The 16,436-nt window shown below is 67.5% G+C and carries 17 protein-coding genes; 12 read left to right on the forward strand and 5 right to left on the reverse strand.

Annotated elements, in window-relative coordinates:
• Nucleotides 1–11 precede the first annotated feature (11 nt).
• From ACIHA7_RS21180 to ACIHA7_RS21190, 3 genes are read left to right on the forward strand one after another with little or no spacing between them, the layout of a single operon-like run.
• Nucleotides 12–602, forward strand: coding sequence for a hypothetical protein (locus ACIHA7_RS21180; RefSeq protein WP_397292039.1), 591 nt, complete (start codon nucleotides 12–14; stop codon nucleotides 600–602).
• A gap of 45 nt (nucleotides 603–647) precedes the next feature.
• A complete protein-coding gene (locus tag ACIHA7_RS21185; RefSeq protein ID WP_397292043.1) occupies nucleotides 648–1,322 on the forward strand; it encodes a TetR/AcrR family transcriptional regulator in 675 nt (224 codons plus the stop codon).
• Entirely contained in the window at nucleotides 1,319–1,930 is a 612-nt protein-coding gene (locus ACIHA7_RS21190) for a TetR/AcrR family transcriptional regulator (RefSeq protein ID WP_397292048.1), read from the forward strand. Before ACIHA7_RS21185 ends, ACIHA7_RS21190 begins: the two co-directional genes overlap by 4 nt.
• 11 nt (nucleotides 1,931–1,941) lie before the next feature.
• Here ACIHA7_RS21190 and pip read toward each other — a convergent pair whose 3' ends face one another.
• The 5 genes from pip to mptB form a co-directional block, all read right to left on the reverse strand.
• The gene (pip, locus tag ACIHA7_RS21195) at nucleotides 1,942–2,928 is read right to left on the reverse strand and encodes a prolyl aminopeptidase (RefSeq protein ID WP_397292052.1); all 987 of its coding nucleotides are present in this window, start codon (nucleotides 2,926–2,928) and stop codon (nucleotides 1,942–1,944) included.
• 241 nt (nucleotides 2,929–3,169) lie between these two features.
• Nucleotides 3,170–4,129, reverse strand: a complete 960-nt coding sequence (locus ACIHA7_RS21200; protein ID WP_397292056.1) for a heme A synthase — start codon at nucleotides 4,127–4,129, stop codon at nucleotides 3,170–3,172.
• 166 nt (nucleotides 4,130–4,295) lie between these two features.
• Nucleotides 4,296–5,087: an ABC transporter permease gene (locus ACIHA7_RS21205; RefSeq protein ID WP_397292060.1), complete on the reverse strand. Its 792-nt coding sequence runs from the start codon at nucleotides 5,085–5,087 to the stop codon at nucleotides 4,296–4,298.
• Nucleotides 5,084–6,013, reverse strand: a complete 930-nt coding sequence (locus ACIHA7_RS21210; RefSeq protein WP_397292064.1) for an ABC transporter ATP-binding protein — start codon at nucleotides 6,011–6,013, stop codon at nucleotides 5,084–5,086. The genes ACIHA7_RS21205 and ACIHA7_RS21210 overlap by 4 nt, the downstream gene beginning before the upstream one ends.
• Nucleotides 6,010–7,692, reverse strand: coding sequence for a polyprenol phosphomannose-dependent alpha 1,6 mannosyltransferase MptB (gene mptB, locus ACIHA7_RS21215; protein WP_397292067.1), 1,683 nt, complete (start codon nucleotides 7,690–7,692; stop codon nucleotides 6,010–6,012). Before mptB ends, ACIHA7_RS21210 begins: the two co-directional genes overlap by 4 nt.
• 105 nt (nucleotides 7,693–7,797) lie before the next feature.
• On the opposite strand from mptB, the gene ACIHA7_RS21220 reads away from it, so the two are divergent.
• The 9 genes from ACIHA7_RS21220 (at nucleotide 7,798) to ACIHA7_RS21260 (ending at nucleotide 16,298) form a co-directional block, all read left to right on the forward strand.
• Nucleotides 7,798–8,547, forward strand: coding sequence for a TetR/AcrR family transcriptional regulator (locus tag ACIHA7_RS21220; RefSeq protein WP_397292071.1), 750 nt, complete (start codon nucleotides 7,798–7,800; stop codon nucleotides 8,545–8,547).
• 27 nt (nucleotides 8,548–8,574) lie between these two features.
• A complete protein-coding gene (locus tag ACIHA7_RS21225) occupies nucleotides 8,575–9,594 on the forward strand; it encodes a zinc-binding dehydrogenase (protein WP_397292074.1) in 1,020 nt (339 codons plus the stop codon).
• Between the two features lie 354 nt (nucleotides 9,595–9,948).
• The gene (locus ACIHA7_RS21230) at nucleotides 9,949–10,752 is read left to right on the forward strand and encodes a helix-turn-helix transcriptional regulator (protein ID WP_397292079.1); all 804 of its coding nucleotides are present in this window, start codon (nucleotides 9,949–9,951) and stop codon (nucleotides 10,750–10,752) included.
• Nucleotides 10,749–12,185 (forward strand): Fe-S cluster assembly protein SufB, encoded by a 1,437-nt coding sequence (gene sufB, locus ACIHA7_RS21235; RefSeq protein WP_397292082.1) that lies wholly within the window; start codon nucleotides 10,749–10,751, stop codon nucleotides 12,183–12,185. The genes ACIHA7_RS21230 and sufB overlap by 4 nt, the downstream gene beginning before the upstream one ends.
• Nucleotides 12,185–13,393: a Fe-S cluster assembly protein SufD gene (gene sufD / locus ACIHA7_RS21240; RefSeq protein ID WP_397292084.1), complete on the forward strand. Its 1,209-nt coding sequence runs from the start codon at nucleotides 12,185–12,187 to the stop codon at nucleotides 13,391–13,393. Before sufB ends, sufD begins: the two co-directional genes overlap by 1 nt.
• 36 nt (nucleotides 13,394–13,429) lie before the next feature.
• Nucleotides 13,430–14,206 (forward strand): Fe-S cluster assembly ATPase SufC, encoded by a 777-nt coding sequence (gene sufC / locus ACIHA7_RS21245; RefSeq protein WP_397292086.1) that lies wholly within the window; start codon nucleotides 13,430–13,432, stop codon nucleotides 14,204–14,206.
• Between the two features lie 2 nt (nucleotides 14,207–14,208).
• Nucleotides 14,209–15,462, forward strand: coding sequence for a cysteine desulfurase (locus tag ACIHA7_RS21250; RefSeq protein WP_397292088.1), 1,254 nt, complete (start codon nucleotides 14,209–14,211; stop codon nucleotides 15,460–15,462).
• A 3-nt stretch (nucleotides 15,463–15,465) separates the two neighbouring features.
• Complete coding sequence (gene sufU / locus ACIHA7_RS21255) at nucleotides 15,466–15,933, forward strand: Fe-S cluster assembly sulfur transfer protein SufU (protein ID WP_397292090.1); 468 nt, start codon at nucleotides 15,466–15,468, stop codon at nucleotides 15,931–15,933.
• The gene (locus ACIHA7_RS21260) at nucleotides 15,930–16,298 is read left to right on the forward strand and encodes a metal-sulfur cluster assembly factor (protein WP_397292093.1); all 369 of its coding nucleotides are present in this window, start codon (nucleotides 15,930–15,932) and stop codon (nucleotides 16,296–16,298) included. The genes sufU and ACIHA7_RS21260 overlap by 4 nt, the downstream gene beginning before the upstream one ends.
• Nucleotides 16,299–16,436 lie beyond the last annotated feature (138 nt).

Consider the following 16,436-nt stretch of genomic DNA (forward strand, 5'->3'; position numbering starts at 1 on the left):
TTGAGGCCATCATGACCACGCCCGATCCCGCGGCCGAAGCCGGCACCGACGTGACAGCCGCGCCGCCGAGCGAGACATCGAATTCGCCGCGGCGCAACAGTATCGGCTATCTGCTCGGCGGCCTGGCGGTACTGCTCACGGTGCTCGCCGTCGTGCTCGGCCTGTCCTGGCAGTCGGCCGCCGACGATCTCAGCGCGCTACGCCAGCAGAATGCGGACCGCGCCAAGGCCGCCGAGGTCGCCGAGGACTACACGCTGCGCTCGCTCACCTACGACCACAAGAACCTGCCCGCGTTCTTCGACGGCGTACAGCGCGGCACCTCCGACGCGCTACGCAAGCGCTACGACGAGGTGCACGACACGCTGGCCAAGATCATGACCGAGGCGCAGGTGGTCGCCACCGGGCAGGTGCTGGGCACCACGGTGGACACCCAGGGCAACGACCAGTACTCGGTGACGGTGCTCGCCACCCAGAAGACGCAGAACATCCAGCAGCCGACACCGGCCACCGTGCCCAACCTGCTGGTGGTGACCGTGGCCAAGAACGGCGGCGACTGGCAGGTGGTGGACTACGGTCCGAAGGGTGAGGCGCCGGGGCGTTGATAAGCTGACGCGCTATTTGTCCCGGTTCCGTCGAGAGGGGGTGCTGTGCCGGACCAGTCGCGCGCGGCCCGCCGCGGCAGGCCGCCGCTCGCCGGTCTGCCGGAACGGCGCAGACAGCAGATCATCGAGTCGGCCTACGCCGTGTTCGCCGAACGCGGGTACGAGGCGACCGCGATCTCCGATGTGGCCGCGCATGCCGGTATCGGGCAGGGCACGGTGTACCGGTACTTCGCGAGTAAACGCGAAATCCTGGACCACGTGGTCGATTTCGGCGTCGAGAAGCTCGTCGATGTGCTGCAACCGCACACCCTGCTGAGCCGTCCGACATCGACCGGGGAGATGCTCGCCGGTGTCCGGTCGGCCATCGCGCGGTTGTACGCGATGCTCGAACACGACCCGAACTTCGTTCGCCTGGTGCTCGTCGAGGCAAGCGCCATCGACAAGGAGCTCAGCGACCGACTGCTCGGTCTGGAGCTGCTCGTCAGTACCTTTGTGGCGCAAGAACTTCGGCGTGGTGTCGCGGCGGGCTGGATCCGGGCCGACATCGACGTCGAGGTGACCGCGCACACTACACTCACCCTGGTGGTGCCCGGAGTGTTGCAGGAGATGCGCGGCGACAACACGCCACAGGCGCGGGAACGGGCCACCGCCGGTGTGCTCACCGTGCTCGAAAAGGCCTTGCGGCCGCGTGCTCCCGTCGCGGACGGGTCGGCTCGGTGAATGCCGCCGACCGCAGCGCCAAACGCCGCGCCGAACTCGTCTTCGCCGCGTACGAGCTGTTCGTCGACAAGGGGTATCGCAACGTCGTCGTCGCCGACATCGTCGCCAGGGCCGGCGTGAGTCACGGCACCTTCTACAACTACTTCACCAACAAACGTGATGTGCTCGACGCCGTCATCGACCACTACTTCGCGTTGATCCGCGAACGGGTCTTCGGCCGGGCGGTGACCGGGCAGCGCCCGCAGACCCTCGACGAATTCTGTGCGCTGTTCGGTCGCGTCGTCGACCATTGCTACGAGTTGGTCGCGGACGAGCCGGGTTTGGTGTCCTTCATTCTGTTCGAGGCGACCTCGATCGATGATCAGGTGACCGAGCGATCGATCCGGAACCTGACCGTCTACGGCGACGAGGCCACCTCCCGGCTCAAGAAGGGGATGACGCTCGGGTATCTGGACCCGGACCTCGATCCGCGCTTGACCGGAGAGATCCTGCTGTCGATTCTGTTGTCCGCCTTGTTGTCCGCGATTCGGGCCGGTGCCGACGGGCTGGACCAGGAACGGGTCCGCAACGACCTCGTCGCGTTCGTCCGGGCGGTGCTCGAACCCTGACGTGCGCCGGTTCAGCGGCGGCCGAAACGGGCGATGGCTTCGAGGATCGTCGTCACCATCGCGGGGCTGCCGGTGTGGCCGGACTCGTCGATGACGTGCAGTTCGGCGTCGGGCCAGGCCTGCGCCAACTGCCAGGCGGTCTGCAAGGGGCTGCCGAGATCGAGCCGACCGTGGATCAGTACGCCGGGGATGCCCGCGAGTTTGTGTGCGTCGGCGAGTAGCTGTCCATCCGGCAACCAGGCGTCGTTGGCGAAGTAGTGTGTGCAGATCCGGACGAAGGCGAGTAGCGCCGCGTCGGGTTTGTCGCTGTATTGGCCTGGGCTGCCGAGAGTTTCGTGCGCGATGACGGCGTCCTCCCAGGCACACCAGTTGCGCGCCGCCGCCGCGCGTACCGCCGGATCGGGGTTGTTCATCAAACGGCTGTATGCGGCAACGAGATTGCCGTCGCGCTCGGATTCCGGCAGCGCGTCGCGGAACGCTTCCCACGGACCAGGCAGGAAGCGGGCGACACCGCGATAGAGCCATTCCGTCTCTTCCGGCCGAGTCATCGTCACCCCCACCAGAACGATCTCGGAGACCCGCTCGGGAAACCGTTCGGCGTAGGCGAGAATCAGCGTCGATCCCCAGGAACCGCCGTACAGCAGCCACTTCTCGATGCCGAGGTGTTCCCGCAGCCTCTCCATATCGGCGATCAGGTGTTCGGTTGTGTTGTGCGCCATGTCGACCGCCGGATCCGAGGCATGCGGCAGACTCTCACCACAGCCGCGCTGATCGAACAGCACGGTGCGATAGATCGCCGGATCGAAGTTCTTCCGTGAACCGCGCCGGCCCCCGCTCCCCGGCCCGCCGTGCACCACCAAGGCAGGCTTACCGTCGTGGTTACCGCTGGTCTCCCAGTAGATCCGGTTCCCGTCCCCGACTTCCAGCAGTCCGTGCGCGTACGGCTCGATCTCAGGAAACGGCTGCGCCGCAACATGTCCCGGCTGACTCGAACTCATCGCTGAACCCCTCCTCGACGACCGGCCCCACGCCGATGCCCTCCGAGCGTAGCCATCCCGAGCCGACCATGACCAAATGAGTACCGGCCTACCTCAGCCGTCGGTCACGCGGCGCTCAGGTCCAGCGCGATCGTCTGGCTGTGGTTGGTGACCTGCACCGGCTCTCGGGATCAGCACTCGCTACGGGTACCCGGGAGGAGTGCGGATCTCGAGAGTGGGTGCGGATTTTGCTGGGTGTGGTTCAGGCGGGTTGGGATGTGGGGGTTTGGATTTCCCTGGGGCGCAGCGAGGCCCAGAGGGCGGCGGTGGCGGCTACGCAGGCGGCTGCTCCGCCGACGTGGATGACGACCAAGGCGGCGGGGACGTCGGTGAAGTACTGGACGACGCCGACCAGGGCCTGTGCGCAGACGATGGCGAGCAGGACGAATACGCGTTTGCGGATTGGCGGGGTGATGCCGACCGCGAACAGGCCGAATGCCAAGCCGATCAACAGCGCCAGGTAACCGACGAGCAGTTGGGAATGCAGGTGCACCAGGGTGACGATCTCGACCTCCAGGCGCGCGACCGGACGCTCGATACTCTTGTCGCCCGCGTGCGGTCCGGCGGCGGTCACCAGGGTGCCTGCGATCAGCACGCCACTCAACGCCACAGCGCTGAGGCCGGTGAGCCAGCGCAGGGGGGCGGGCGCGCGGACGACGTCGATGCCGTCGTCGGGTTCGTTGATCTTCGCGTAGAGCACCACCGACAGCCAGACCATCAGCATCGACGCCAGCAGGTGCACGGCGACGGTCCACCACAGCAGGCCGGTGCGCACGGTGATGCCGCCGATGATGCCTTGCAGCAGCGTGCCGCCGGGCATCAGCCACGCGTAGCGCAGGACGTCGTTGCGGCGCCGGGCGCGGGTCACCGCGAGCACGATCAGCGCGGCACACAGCGAGACGACGAAGGTGAGCAGCCGGTTGCCGAACTCGACGGTCTGGTGCAGTACCGGCACCTCGGAGACTCCGATCGGGGTGAAGCTGCCCGGGAAGCACTGCGGCCAGGTGGGGCAGCCGAGACCGGAGGCGGTGACCCGCACGACGGCGCCGGTGACCGCGATGCCCGCCTGCGAGAGGATCACCGCGATGGCGATGATTCGCTGCGCCCGCAGCGAGGGCAGCGGCAGCTTGTCGACGAGTCGCAGAAAGGCGCGATACAGCACGTCACGATGGTAGAGCACGGTCAACTACACGCTGTCGTTGGTACGGCTCAGTAGTACTCGGCGAGGCGCGAGAAGCCGTACGCAGCTCGGAAGCGGCTGGGATGTCATCGGTGCCGGGATAGTCGCGTAGTTCAGCAGCTTCGCGGCGCGTCAGTTCGCAGCGGTCCTACTGGAACCGGAAGTAGCGGGCGGCGAGGATGCCCGAAACCGCGCCCCACACGGCGAGCACGGCGATGCCGAACCAGTCGACGGTGCTGCGCATCGCGTCCTCCAGGCCGACCGCGAGCGCACCGGAGGGGACCAGGCGGGCAAGCACATTCACCGCGGCGGGCAGATCGTCGGAGGCGAACACGATGCTGGCGATGCCGAGCATGACGAACCACAGGATGTTCGCCAGTGCCAGCACGACCTCCGCCTTCAACGTGCCACCGAGCAACAGGCCCATGGCCGCGAAAGTGGCGGTGCCGAGCGCGATCACGAGCGCGCCCAGCGCCAGCCCGGCAGGCTCGGGCCGCCAGCCGAGCGCGAAGCCGATGGCGCCGAGCAGGATCGCTTGCAGCACAACGACGATGAGCACCGCCGCGCTCTTGCCCGCGATGATGCCCCAGCGGGGGAGCGCGGTGGCGCCGAGCCGCTTCAGCGCGCCGTAGCGGCGGTCGAAGCCGACGGCGATGGCCTGCCCGGTGAACGCGGTCGACATCACCGCCACCATCATCACCGCGGGCACGATCTTGTCCACCCGGTCGTTACCGAGATCGCCGAACGGCAACAGGGTCAGGCCGACCAGCAGCGTGATCGGGATGAACATGGTGAGCAGCAGCTGTTCCCCGTTGCGCAGCAACAGGATCAGCTCGAGCCGCGTCTGCGCGAGCATCATCGCGGCGCGCGAGCTCGGCCGCGGGTCGGGCGCGAAGGTGCCAGGGGTGAAGCGGTTGGCGGTCGGTTCGGGCTGAGTCATCCGCGTAGATCCCGTCCGGTGAGTTCCAGGAAGACGTCTTCGAGCCTGCGCTGATCGATCCGAATATCGGTGGCCAGCACGTTCACTCGCGCACACCACGCGGTCACCGTGGCAAGCACCTGCGGATTGATCTCGCCCTCGACCAGATACGTGCCGGGTGTGGTCTCTCGTGGCGAGAAGCCTTCCGGTAGCGCCGATTTCAGCAGCTCCAGATCGAGTTTCGGTGGGGCACAGAACCGTAGCTGCCCGGCCGCGCCGTGCGCGGTCACCTCGGCGGGCGTGCCGGAGGCGACGATCCGGCCGTGGTCGATGATCACCAACTGATCGGCGAGCTGTTCGGCCTCGTCCATCAGGTGCGTGGTGAGCACAACGGTCACGCCGTCGCGGCGCAACGCGTCGATCAGCTCCCACACGATGAGCCGGGCCTGCGCGTCCAACCCGGCGGTCGGCTCGTCCAAGAACACGATCTCGGGCTTGCCGACCAGCGCGCACGCCAACGCGAGCCGCTGCTGCTGGCCACCGGAGAGCCTGCGATACGGCGTGCCCCGGTTGTCCTGCAGCCCGAGCGTGCGCAACAACCAGTCCGGATCCAGCGGATCGGCCGAGTAGGCGGCGACCAGATCGAGCATCTCGCCCGCCTTCGCGCCCGGATACGCGCCACCGCCCTGCAGCATCACCCCGATGCGCGGCCGCAGCCGATCGGAGTCGGCGATCGGATCCAGGCCGAGCACCCGCACCGATCCGGCGTCGGGAGTCACGAACCCCTCGCACATCTCGACCGTGGTGGTTTTGCCCGCCCCGTTCGGACCGAGCAGCGCGAGCACCTGAGCCCGTTCGACATCGAAGCTCAAACCGTCGACCGCCGTGGTCTCGTCGTAGCGCTTGACGACACCCTCGACGCGAACGGCAGGTCCGGTAGCGGTCACGACCTCACACCGTAAGAGGTAGCCACCTGTGACGGAGCCGACACCCCCTCTTGGCCACGCCACGGCAGTTTGTTACGGGTGATCACGATGAACAGCACGGCGACGATCACGGTGGCGATGGCGGCGCCGACGATCTGGAAGACCTCCAGGTCGGCGCCGCGCGGCATGAGGATGACGCTGACGATCGCCGAGAACGTCACGGCGGGAACGCGGAAGATGGGCCGGGTGGCCCAGGCGGCCAGCGGCACGATCGCCCACAGCAGATACCAGGGTTGGACCACCGGGAACAGCAGCACGATGGCGCCGAGCGCGACACCGAGCGCGCCGACCGCGTGCAGCCGTCCGATGCCGGTCGCGACGAGCATGCGCAGGGCGAGGAACCCGGCGACCACCGCGGCGATCGGCCGGGTGATGCTGAGCAGTGCGGTGGTGTGGTCGCCGAGCCCGAGCAGCACACCGCCGAATCCGGTGATGATGCCGAGCACGGTCGGCACCGACATCCAGCTGCGCACGGCGTTGGCGACGTTCAAGGTGTGGATCCATCCGAAGCCGAGCCCGCTCACCGAACCGATGAAAAGCGTTGTGCTGAGCGCGATCGCGCCGAGTAGCGCGGCGGACACGGCGACGGTGCGCAGACTGAACCCCCACCGGCGGGCCAACGCCATGCCGACGAAACCGAGCGCGATAATCGAGGTGAGTTTGACCGCCGACGACAGCGATATGAGGATGGCTCCGCCGATCAACCAGGCGTAGGCCCGCCCGTCGAACGGATGGATGTCCTCGATGGCGCGCAGGCACAGCTCCATGCCCGCCAGCATCAGGCCGAGCATCAACGCGTCGTTGTGCACCCCGCCCACGAGGTGGAACAGCACCAGCGGGTTGGCCGCGCCGAGCCACAGCGCGCTCACCGGCGCGACCCCGCAGCGCTGGGACAACCGCGGCAGCGCCCACACGATCAGCGCGACGCCTGCGATCGCGAGCGCGCGATGCACCCAGACACCGAGAATGATGTTGTCGCCGGTGAGTTCGGCGATACCGCGACCTATCCATAGGAACAACGGACCGTAAGGGGCCGGTGTTTTCTGCCAGATGGTCGGCACGTTGTTGGTCAAGACGTTGTCGATGCCGAGCCCGTCGACCGGCCCCTCCTGATAGGGGTCGATGCCGCGAGCCGCGATCTCGCTCTGCGCCAGATAGGAGTACACGTCGTTGCTGAACAGCGGCGGCGCGACGCTGAGCGGAATGATCCAGACCAGCAGGGTGCGGTCGAGCTGGGAGCGGCTGAGCCGGTGGCGTGGCGCGCCGCCGAAGCCGCCGACCGCGAAGCGGCCGAGCAGCAGCCAGGCCAGCACCACCACGACCGTGCCGGTCATGCACATGGCGAGCGAGCCGGTGTGCGCGCGGGCGAAGATGCCGAGCACCCGGACACCCGAGGTCGGGTTCTGGTGCACCGGCTGCGCGCCGATGCCGAGCGCGCTGATCGCCATCAGCACCGTCCCGGTGGCACCCATCAGCCGGATCCGGTCGAGCTGGATCAGCTCTTTGCGGTCGAGTCCGGGCACCTCGGATTCGTCCTGGTGCAGGACCGCGATCGTGTGATCGGCGGCCGGTGCGTCCAACCCGAGTGCTCGGCGCCCGAATGCCAGTGTTCTGCGCCGCGCGCCCTCCAGTACCGCCACGAGACGAAGCGTAGTGTGCGCCACCCGCCACGGTCCTGTCACAGCCCGAGACGGGCCTGCTCGTTCCGATCGGAAGCGTCGCCGACCGAGGGCACAATCGGACATATGGTTTCGGAGTCCAGGCGGCGGATCGAGCTCGCCGCGTGCGGGCTGCTCGCACAGCACGGGTATCACGGGTTCGGTCTCAAGGCGTTGAGCGAGGCGGCGGGGTTGCCGTACGGCTCTATCTACCACCACTTTCCAGGCGGCAAGGAGGAGATCGCGGTCGCCGCCATCACCGGAACGGGCACGGCGGCCGGGCGGATGATCCGGCAGGCGCCGACCGATGTGTTCGCCACCACGGCAACCCTGTTCGACTTCATGGTTGGCAAACTGGCGCGCTCGGACTGGGACGACGGCTGCCCGATCGGCACCCCCGCGCTGGACGGTGCCAGCGACGTCGAGGCGATCCGCGCCGCCTGCGCGACCGCCTTCGACGCGATGGAGCAGGCGTTCGCAGGCATGCTCGCCGAGTTGGGGCTGTCCGCCCAGCAGGCGGGGGAACTGGCCGTGACGGTGGTCGCCGCGTACGAGGGCGCGACCATGCTGGCCAGGGTGCGGCGCTCGGACGCGCCGCTGCACACGGTGGCGGCGGCGATGGAACGGCTGATCCGGGTGACCTTCACCGAGGCCGGGCTGCCGAAGACGACCACGGGTTCGACGGGCACGGGTTCGTCGGATGTCGACGCGGGCATGCCCGCGGTGGAGTCCGCGCAACCGGACATCGACGCGAGCGTGGTGGCCGCGGCGGCGGCGACCGAAAATATTCCGGAAGTCGTTGCCGAGCAACAAAATCCCGCGCCGGGCATTGACTAGAAAGAACGTTCTATCGACACTGGAGGGGTGCAGCGTCTGATGTTGACCGGTCCCGGCGAACTGCGCTGGGAGGAGCACCCGGAACCCGTGCTCACGCAGCCGGATCAGGCGCTGGTCCGCCCGATCGCCCTGGCCACCTGCGATATCGATCCGGCCGTGCTCCGCGGCACCTTTCCGCTGCCCGGCCCGTACCCCTTCGGGCACGAAGGGGTCGCCGAGGTGGTCGCGATCGGGGACGACGTGCGTGCCGTCGCGGTGGGCGATCGAGTGGTGGTGCCGTTCCAGATCTCCTGCGGCACATGCGCCGCCTGCCTGCGCGGGCGCACCGGCAACTGCACCAGCCATCCGCCGCTGTCCACCTTCGGGCTCGGCCAGCTCGGCGGCCTGGACTGGGGCGGGCTCTGGGCCGACCTCACGCTGATCCCGCATGCGGACGCCATGCTCGTTCCGCTGCCACCCGGTGTCGATCCGGTCGCCGTCGCCAGTGCCAGCGACAACATCCCGGACGGTTATCGGGCCGTCGGCCCGCAGCTCGCCGACCATCCCGGTGCCGAGGTGCTGGTCATCGGTGGCCCCGCGGCGCCATCCATCGGCTTGTACGCCGCGGGACTGGCGGTCGCGCTGCACGCTGCCCGGGTCGTCTACCTGGACAACTCCGTCGAGCGGTTGGAGATCGCGAAGTCGTTGGGGGCCGAGGCGATCGAAGGTCCACGCGATGCCCGCGTCGGCCGGTTCCCGATCACGGTCGAATCCGCGGGCGGTGCCACGGCGCTGCGGGCCGCGATCGACGCCACCACCTACGACGGCTGGTGCACCAGCGTCAGCGTCCAGCTCACCGAGGTGCCGCTGCCGATCTTTCAGATGTATTCGCGCTGCTGCACGTTCCACACCGGGCGCGCACATGTCCGTCCGGTGATCCCCGAGGTGCTGGAGTTGGTCGCCGCTGGACGGTTCGACCCGTCGCTGGTCACCACCCGGACAGCAAACTGGGACGAGGCGGTGGCGGCTCTGGTGGAGACGCCGATGAAGCTCGTTGCCGTCCGCTGAAGGTTCGGCGGGATAGTCGGATCGACATATGTGATGTAACACACTGGACCTGATGCGTGCCGAGAAGATCATCGGAGCGTGCGGCCCATCGGGGACCGGTTGGTGCGAAGCGAACTACTCGCGTGCTGCGGCGTTCGCGGGGTGTGCGGTGATTCCGCAGGTCAGACGCCATATTTTCGGCCGTGTGAAGACTCAGCTTAAATATGGACCTGAGGTACGCCCGATTCGCAACATCTCGGCACCGCGCATCGCGCTGGCCCGCACCCGTGATCGGCGGTCTACGCAGGTCACGAGGCCCGAGAACTCAGGGCACCCTTATTAGATTTCGGGAACGAATTCCGCCACACTGATGTTGTGAAAACCGTGGGTTTGCGGAGCGAAGACGAAAGGGCTGGTCGTAAGGCCGGTACCGGGTCGTCTGCTGCGTCCACGACCGTCGCGGAGGGGCACACTCGGGCGGCCATCGTTCAGCTGCTGCTGGCGGAGGGTCCGATCACCGCGACGGCCATCGGAACAACGCTGGGGCTCGCCCCGGCCGGTGTGCGGCGCCACCTCGACGCCCTGATCGACTCCGGTCAGGCTCGGGCCAGCCGGTCCGCGCCGTGGCAGCAGAAGGGTCGCGGTCGTCCCGCCAAGCAGTACCAGCTCACCGCCGCGGGCCGCGGCCAGCTGGGTCACGCCTACGACGATCTGGCAGGCGCGGCGATCCGCCAGCTCGGCGAGATCGGCGGCGAACAGGCCATCACCGAGTTCGCCAGGAAACGGGCCAGGACTATCGTGGCCGGGATCGCACCGGTCGAGGAGCACACGCCGCAGCGCACCGAGGCCAAGGCCGAGGAGATCGCGGACGCGTTCACCGACGCCGGATTCGCCGCCTCCACCCGCAAGGTGGGCACCGGCGTGCAGATCTGCCAGCACCACTGCCCGGTCGCACACGTCGCGGAGGAGTTCCCGCAGTTGTGCGAGGCGGAGCTCGAGGCGTTCCGTGACCTGCTCGGCACCCACGTGCAGCGCCTGGCCACGATCGCCAACGGCGACTGCGCGTGCACCACGCACGTGCCGCTGCTCGTACTACCGATCACCAAAAAAACTTCACCAGAAAACGCTGCACAGCCCGCAGCAATTCGAACGAACGACTCCGGAAGGAGTGCCGAATGACGACAACCACCGACCAGGTGCAGCCGCTCACTCAGGAAGAGACCATCGCGTCACTGGGTAAATACGGCTACGGCTGGGCCGATTCGGATGTGGCCGGAGCCAGCGCGCAACGAGGCCTGTCCGAGGCGGTTGTCCGCGACATCTCGGCCAAGAAGAGTGAGCCGGACTGGATGCTCGACATCCGCCTCAAGGCCCTGCGCATCTTCGATCGCAAGCCGATGCCGAACTGGGGCTCCAACCTCGACGGCATCGACTTCGACAACATCAAGTACTTCGTGCGCTCCAGCGAGAAGCAGGCAGCCACCTGGGACGACCTGCCCGAAGACATCAAGAACACCTACGACAAGCTCGGCATCCCTGAGGCGGAGAAGCAGCGCTTGGTCTCCGGTGTCGCGGCGCAGTACGAGTCCGAGGTCGTCTACCACTCCATCCGTGAGGATCTGGAGAAGCAGGGCGTCATCTTCCTCGACACCGACACGGCGTTGAAGGAGCACCCGGAGATCTTCCAGCAGTACTTCGGCTCGGTGATCCCCGCGGGCGACAACAAGTTCTCCGCGCTGAACACCGCCGTATGGTCGGGTGGCTCGTTCATCTACGTGCCGCCGGGCGTGCACGTCGACATTCCGCTGCAGGCCTACTTCCGGATCAACACCGAGAACATGGGCCAGTTCGAGCGGACCCTGATCATCGTCGACGAGAACGCCTACGTGCACTACGTCGAGGGCTGCACCGCGCCGATCTACAAGTCCGACTCGCTGCACTCCGCGGTGGTCGAGATCATCGTGAAGAAGGGCGGCCGCTGCCGCTACACCACCATCCAGAACTGGTCGAACAACGTCTACAACCTGGTCACCAAGCGGGCCAAGGCGGAGGCGGGCGCGACCATGGAGTGGGTCGACGGCAACATCGGCTCCAAGGTCACCATGAAGTACCCGGCGGTCTGGATGACCGGCGAGTACGCCCGCGGCGAGGTGCTCTCGGTGGCGTTCGCCGGCGAGGGGCAGCACCAGGACACCGGCGCGAAGATGCTGCACCTGGCGCCGCACACCTCCTCGAACATCATCAGCAAGTCGGTGGCGCGCGGCGGTGGCCGGGCCTCCTACCGCGGCCTGGTTCAGGTGAACAAGGGCGCGCACGGCTCGAAGTCGACCGTGAAATGCGATGCGCTGCTCGTCGATACGATCAGCCGCTCGGACACCTACCCCTACGTCGACATCCGCGAGGACGACGTGACGATGGGGCACGAGGCGACCGTCTCGAAGGTCTCCGAAGACCAGCTGTTCTACCTGATGAGCCGCGGCATGACCGAGGACGAGGCCATGGCCATGGTGGTGCGCGGCTTCGTCGAGCCCATCGCCAAGGAACTGCCGATGGAGTACGCGTTGGAACTGAACCGGCTCATCGAGCTGCAGATGGAAGGAGCCGTCGGCTGATGGCGACAGGTGTCATTGGCGCGGTCGAGGGCGAGAACCCCTCGAAGCCGATTCAGAACCCCGGCGCGGGCGCCGCGATCAACAAGGGCGAGGTGTTCACCTCGTTCGATGTGAACGCCTTCGAGATTCCATCCGGCCGGGACGAGGAGTGGCGGTTCACGCCGCTGCGCCGTTTGCGCGGTCTGCACGACGGTTCCGCGGTGCGTGACGGGCAAGCCACGGTAGCGGTCAGCTCGGTCGAGGGTATCCAGGTGGAGACCGTCGGGCGCGACGACGCACGCCTCGGGACCGCGGGCACGCCCGCGGATCGTGTTGCGGCGCAGGCGTACTCGGGCTTCGAGTCGGCCACCGTGGTGTCGGTTGGCGCGGAGACCGAGGTCGCCGAACCGGTCGTCGTCACGGTCACCGGCCCCGGCGAGGGCAAGACCGCCTACGGCCACCTGCAGATCCGGCTCGGCAACTTCGCCGCCGCCACCGTGGTCATCGACCAGCGCGGCAGCGGAACCTACGCCGAGAACGTGGAGTTCGTGCTCGGGGACAGCGCGAAGCTCACCGTCGTCGCGGTCCAGGACTGGGCCGACGACACGGTGAACGCCACCGCGCACCACGCGCTGCTCGGCCGCGACGCCACGCTGCGCCACATCGCCGTCACCCTCGGCGGCGACCTGGTTCGCCTCACCGGAACCGTCCGCTACGCGGGCCCCGGCGGCGACGCCGAACTGCTCGGACTCTACTTCGCCGACGCGGGGCAGCACTTCGAGCAGCGGCTGCTCGTCGACCACTCGCAGCCGAACTGCAAGTCGAACGTGCTGTATAAGGGTGCGCTGCAAGGCGATCCGGACTCCCCGAAGGGTGACGCGCGCACCGTATGGGTCGGCGACGTGCTGATCCGTGCCGCCGCCGAAGGCACCGACACCTTCGAGGTGAACCGCAACCTGGTGCTCACCGACGGCGCCCGCGCCGACTCGGTGCCGAATCTGGAGATCGAGACCGGCGAGATCGCCGGCGCCGGACACGCCTCGGCGACCGGACGCTTCGACGACGAGCAGCTGTTCTACCTGCGTGCCCGTGGCATTCCGGAGGACGTGGCGCGACGCCTCGTAGTGCGCGGCTTCTTCCAGGAGATCATCCAGAAGATCGCGGTCCCGGAGATCCGGGAGCGGCTGGAGTCGGCCATCGAGGCCGAACTCGCCGCTGTCGGCGTCTGAACCCATCACTTACCCCCACAAAGGAACTCGAATTCGATGACCACCCTGGAGATCAAGGACCTGCACGTCGAGGTCGCCAACCCGGACGAGTCCGGCGAGCCCATCAAGATCCTGAAGGGCGTGAACCTCACCATCAAATCCGGTGAGACGCACGCCATCATGGGCCCCAACGGCTCCGGCAAGTCGACCCTGTCGTACGCGATCGCCGGCCACCCCAAGTACACGGTGACCTCCGGCTCGATCACCCTTGACGGCGAGGACGTCCTCGCGATGTCGGTCGACGAGCGGGCGCGCGCGGGCCTGTTCCTGGCCATGCAGTACCCGGTCGAGGTCCCCGGCGTCTCGACCTCCAACTTCCTGCGGACCGCCGCCACCGCCGTGCGCGGCGAGGCGCCCAAGCTGCGGCACTGGGTCAAGGAAGTCAAGGAGTCGATGGCCGAGCTGGAGATCGACCCCGCCTTCGCCGAGCGCAACGTCAACGAAGGCTTCTCCGGCGGCGAGAAGAAGCGGCACGAGATCCTGCAGCTCGGCCTGCTCAAGCCGAAGATCGCCATCCTGGACGAGACCGACTCCGGGCTGGACGTCGACGCGCTGCGCATCGTCTCCGGGGGTGTGAACCGCTACAAGGAGCGGGAGAACGGTGGCGTGCTGCTGATCACGCACTACACCCGCATCCTGCGCTACATCCAGCCGGAATTCGTGCACGTCTTCGTAGCGGGCCGCATCGTCGCCGAGGGCGGCTCGGAGCTCGCCGACGAACTCGACGCCAACGGCTACGTCCGTTTCACTCAGTCTGCGACCGCAGGAGCCTGACTATGACCGCCACGGTCCCCGCACTCGACGTGGCCCGCGTCCGGGCCGACTTCCCGATCCTGAGCCGCACGGTTCGGGACGGGAAACCGTTGGTGTACCTGGACTCCGGCGCCACCTCGCAGCGACCCCTCGCCGTGCTCGACGCGGAACGCGAGTTCCTGACCACGCACAACTCGGCGGTACACCGCGGCGCGCACCAGCTCGCCGAGGAGGCGACCGACGCCTACGAGGACGCGCGCGCCGTCATCGGCCGGTTCGTCGGGGTGGACGCCGACGAGATCGTGTTCACCAAAAACGCGACCGAGTCGCTGAACCTGGTGACCTACTCGTTCGCCGACGACCGGTTCCCGTACCACGTGGGCCCGGGCGACGAGATCGTCATCACCGAGCTCGAACACCACGCGAACCTCGTTCCGTGGCAGGAGCTCGCGCGCCGCACCGGCGCGACGCTCAAGTGGTACGGCGTGACCGACGACGGCCGGATCGACCTCGACTCGCTCGAATTGTCGCCTGCCACAAAAGTTGTCGCGTTCACTCACCAGTCCAACGTGACCGGCGCGATTACCGATGTCGCCGAAATCGTGCGCCGCGCAACGGCGGTCGGCGCGCTGACCGTGCTCGACGCCTGCCAGTCGGTGCCGCACATGCCGGTGGACTTCCGTGCGCTCGGCGTCGATTTCGCCGCCTTCTCCGGACACAAGATGTTCGGCCCGTCCGGTGTCGGCGTGCTGTACGGCCGTCGCGCGATCCTCGCGGAGACGCCGCCGTTCATCACCGGTGGCTCGATGATCGAGACCGTCACCATGGAGGGCAGCACCTACGCCGCCCCGCCGCAGCGGTTCGAGGCCGGCGTGCCGATGACCTCGCAGGTGGTCGGGCTCGGTGCGGCCGTGCGGTATCTCCAAGCGCTCGGCATGCAAGTCGTCGCGGACCACGAACACACACTGGTCGAGGCCGCGCTCGCCGGTTTGGGTGCGATCGACGGCGTTCGGATCGTCGGGCCCACCGACAACGTGGACCGCGGTGGCGCGGTGTCGTTCGTGGTGGACGGGATTCACGCCCACGACGTCGGGCAGATTCTCGACGACGAAGGTGTCGCGGTGCGCGTCGGCCACCACTGTGCGTGGCCGCTGATGCGCCGATTGGGCGTGCCGGCCACCGCTCGTGCCTCGTTCGCCGCATACAACACCCTCGACGAGGTCGACGCACTGGTCGCGGCCGTGCGGAAGGCTCAGAGCTTCTTCGGAGTTGCATAAGACATGCGCATGGAGCAGATGTACCAGGAAGTGATCCTGGACCACTACAAGCACCCGCACCACCGCGGGCTGCGGGAGCCGTTCGGTGCCGAAGTGCACCACGTGAACCCGACCTGCGGCGACGAGGTCACCCTGCGCGTCCAGCTCGACGACAAGGGCGACGTCGCCGACGTCTCCTACGACGGCCAGGGCTGCTCGATCAGCCAGGCCGCCACCTCGGTCCTCGCCGACCAGGTGATCGGCCTGCCCGTGCAGCAGGCGCTGAAGGTGGTCGACTCCTACAACGAGATGATCTCAAGCCGCGGCACCATCGAGGGCGACGAGGACATGATCGGCGACGGTATCGCCTTCGCCGGCGTCTCCAAATACCCCGCGCGGGTCAAATGCGCATTGCTCGGGTGGATGGCGTTCAAAGACGCGGTGGTCCGGATAACCTCGGCAGAAGAATCCAAGAATGGGGACCAGCCATGACAGACACACCGGCAACCGAGGCAGCCGAACAGGTCGAGCTGTCGGCCGAAGACATCAAGCGCCTGGAGGACCTCGAGGAGGCGATGCGTGACGTCGTCGACCCCGAACTCGGCATCAACGTCGTCGACCTGGGCCTGGTCTACGGCCTGTCCGTGCAGGACGAGGTCGCCATCCTGGACATGACCCTCACCTCCGCCGCCTGCCCCCTCACCGACGTCATCGAAGACCAGTCCCGCAACGCGCTGGTCCGCAGCGGACTCGTCGACGATCTCAAGATCAACTGGGTGTGGATGCCGCCGTGGGGTCCGGACAAGATCACCGAAGATGGTCGCGAGCAGCTCCGCGCTCTTGGATTCACCGTCTGACCGTACGATTTACGGACGGCCGCCGATCGAGACGCTCTTGGAAAAAGGGGCCGTCATCGAGGCGGCCGTTTCTGTCACTGTCGGACCGAGCTCCGTTAGGTCTGGCTGTACCCCAATCCTGTTACGATCCAACCCAGT

Origin of the sequence: Nocardia sp. NPDC052316 (assembly GCF_044547795.1) — a bacterium.
GTDB lineage: Bacteria > Actinomycetota > Actinomycetes > Mycobacteriales > Mycobacteriaceae > Nocardia.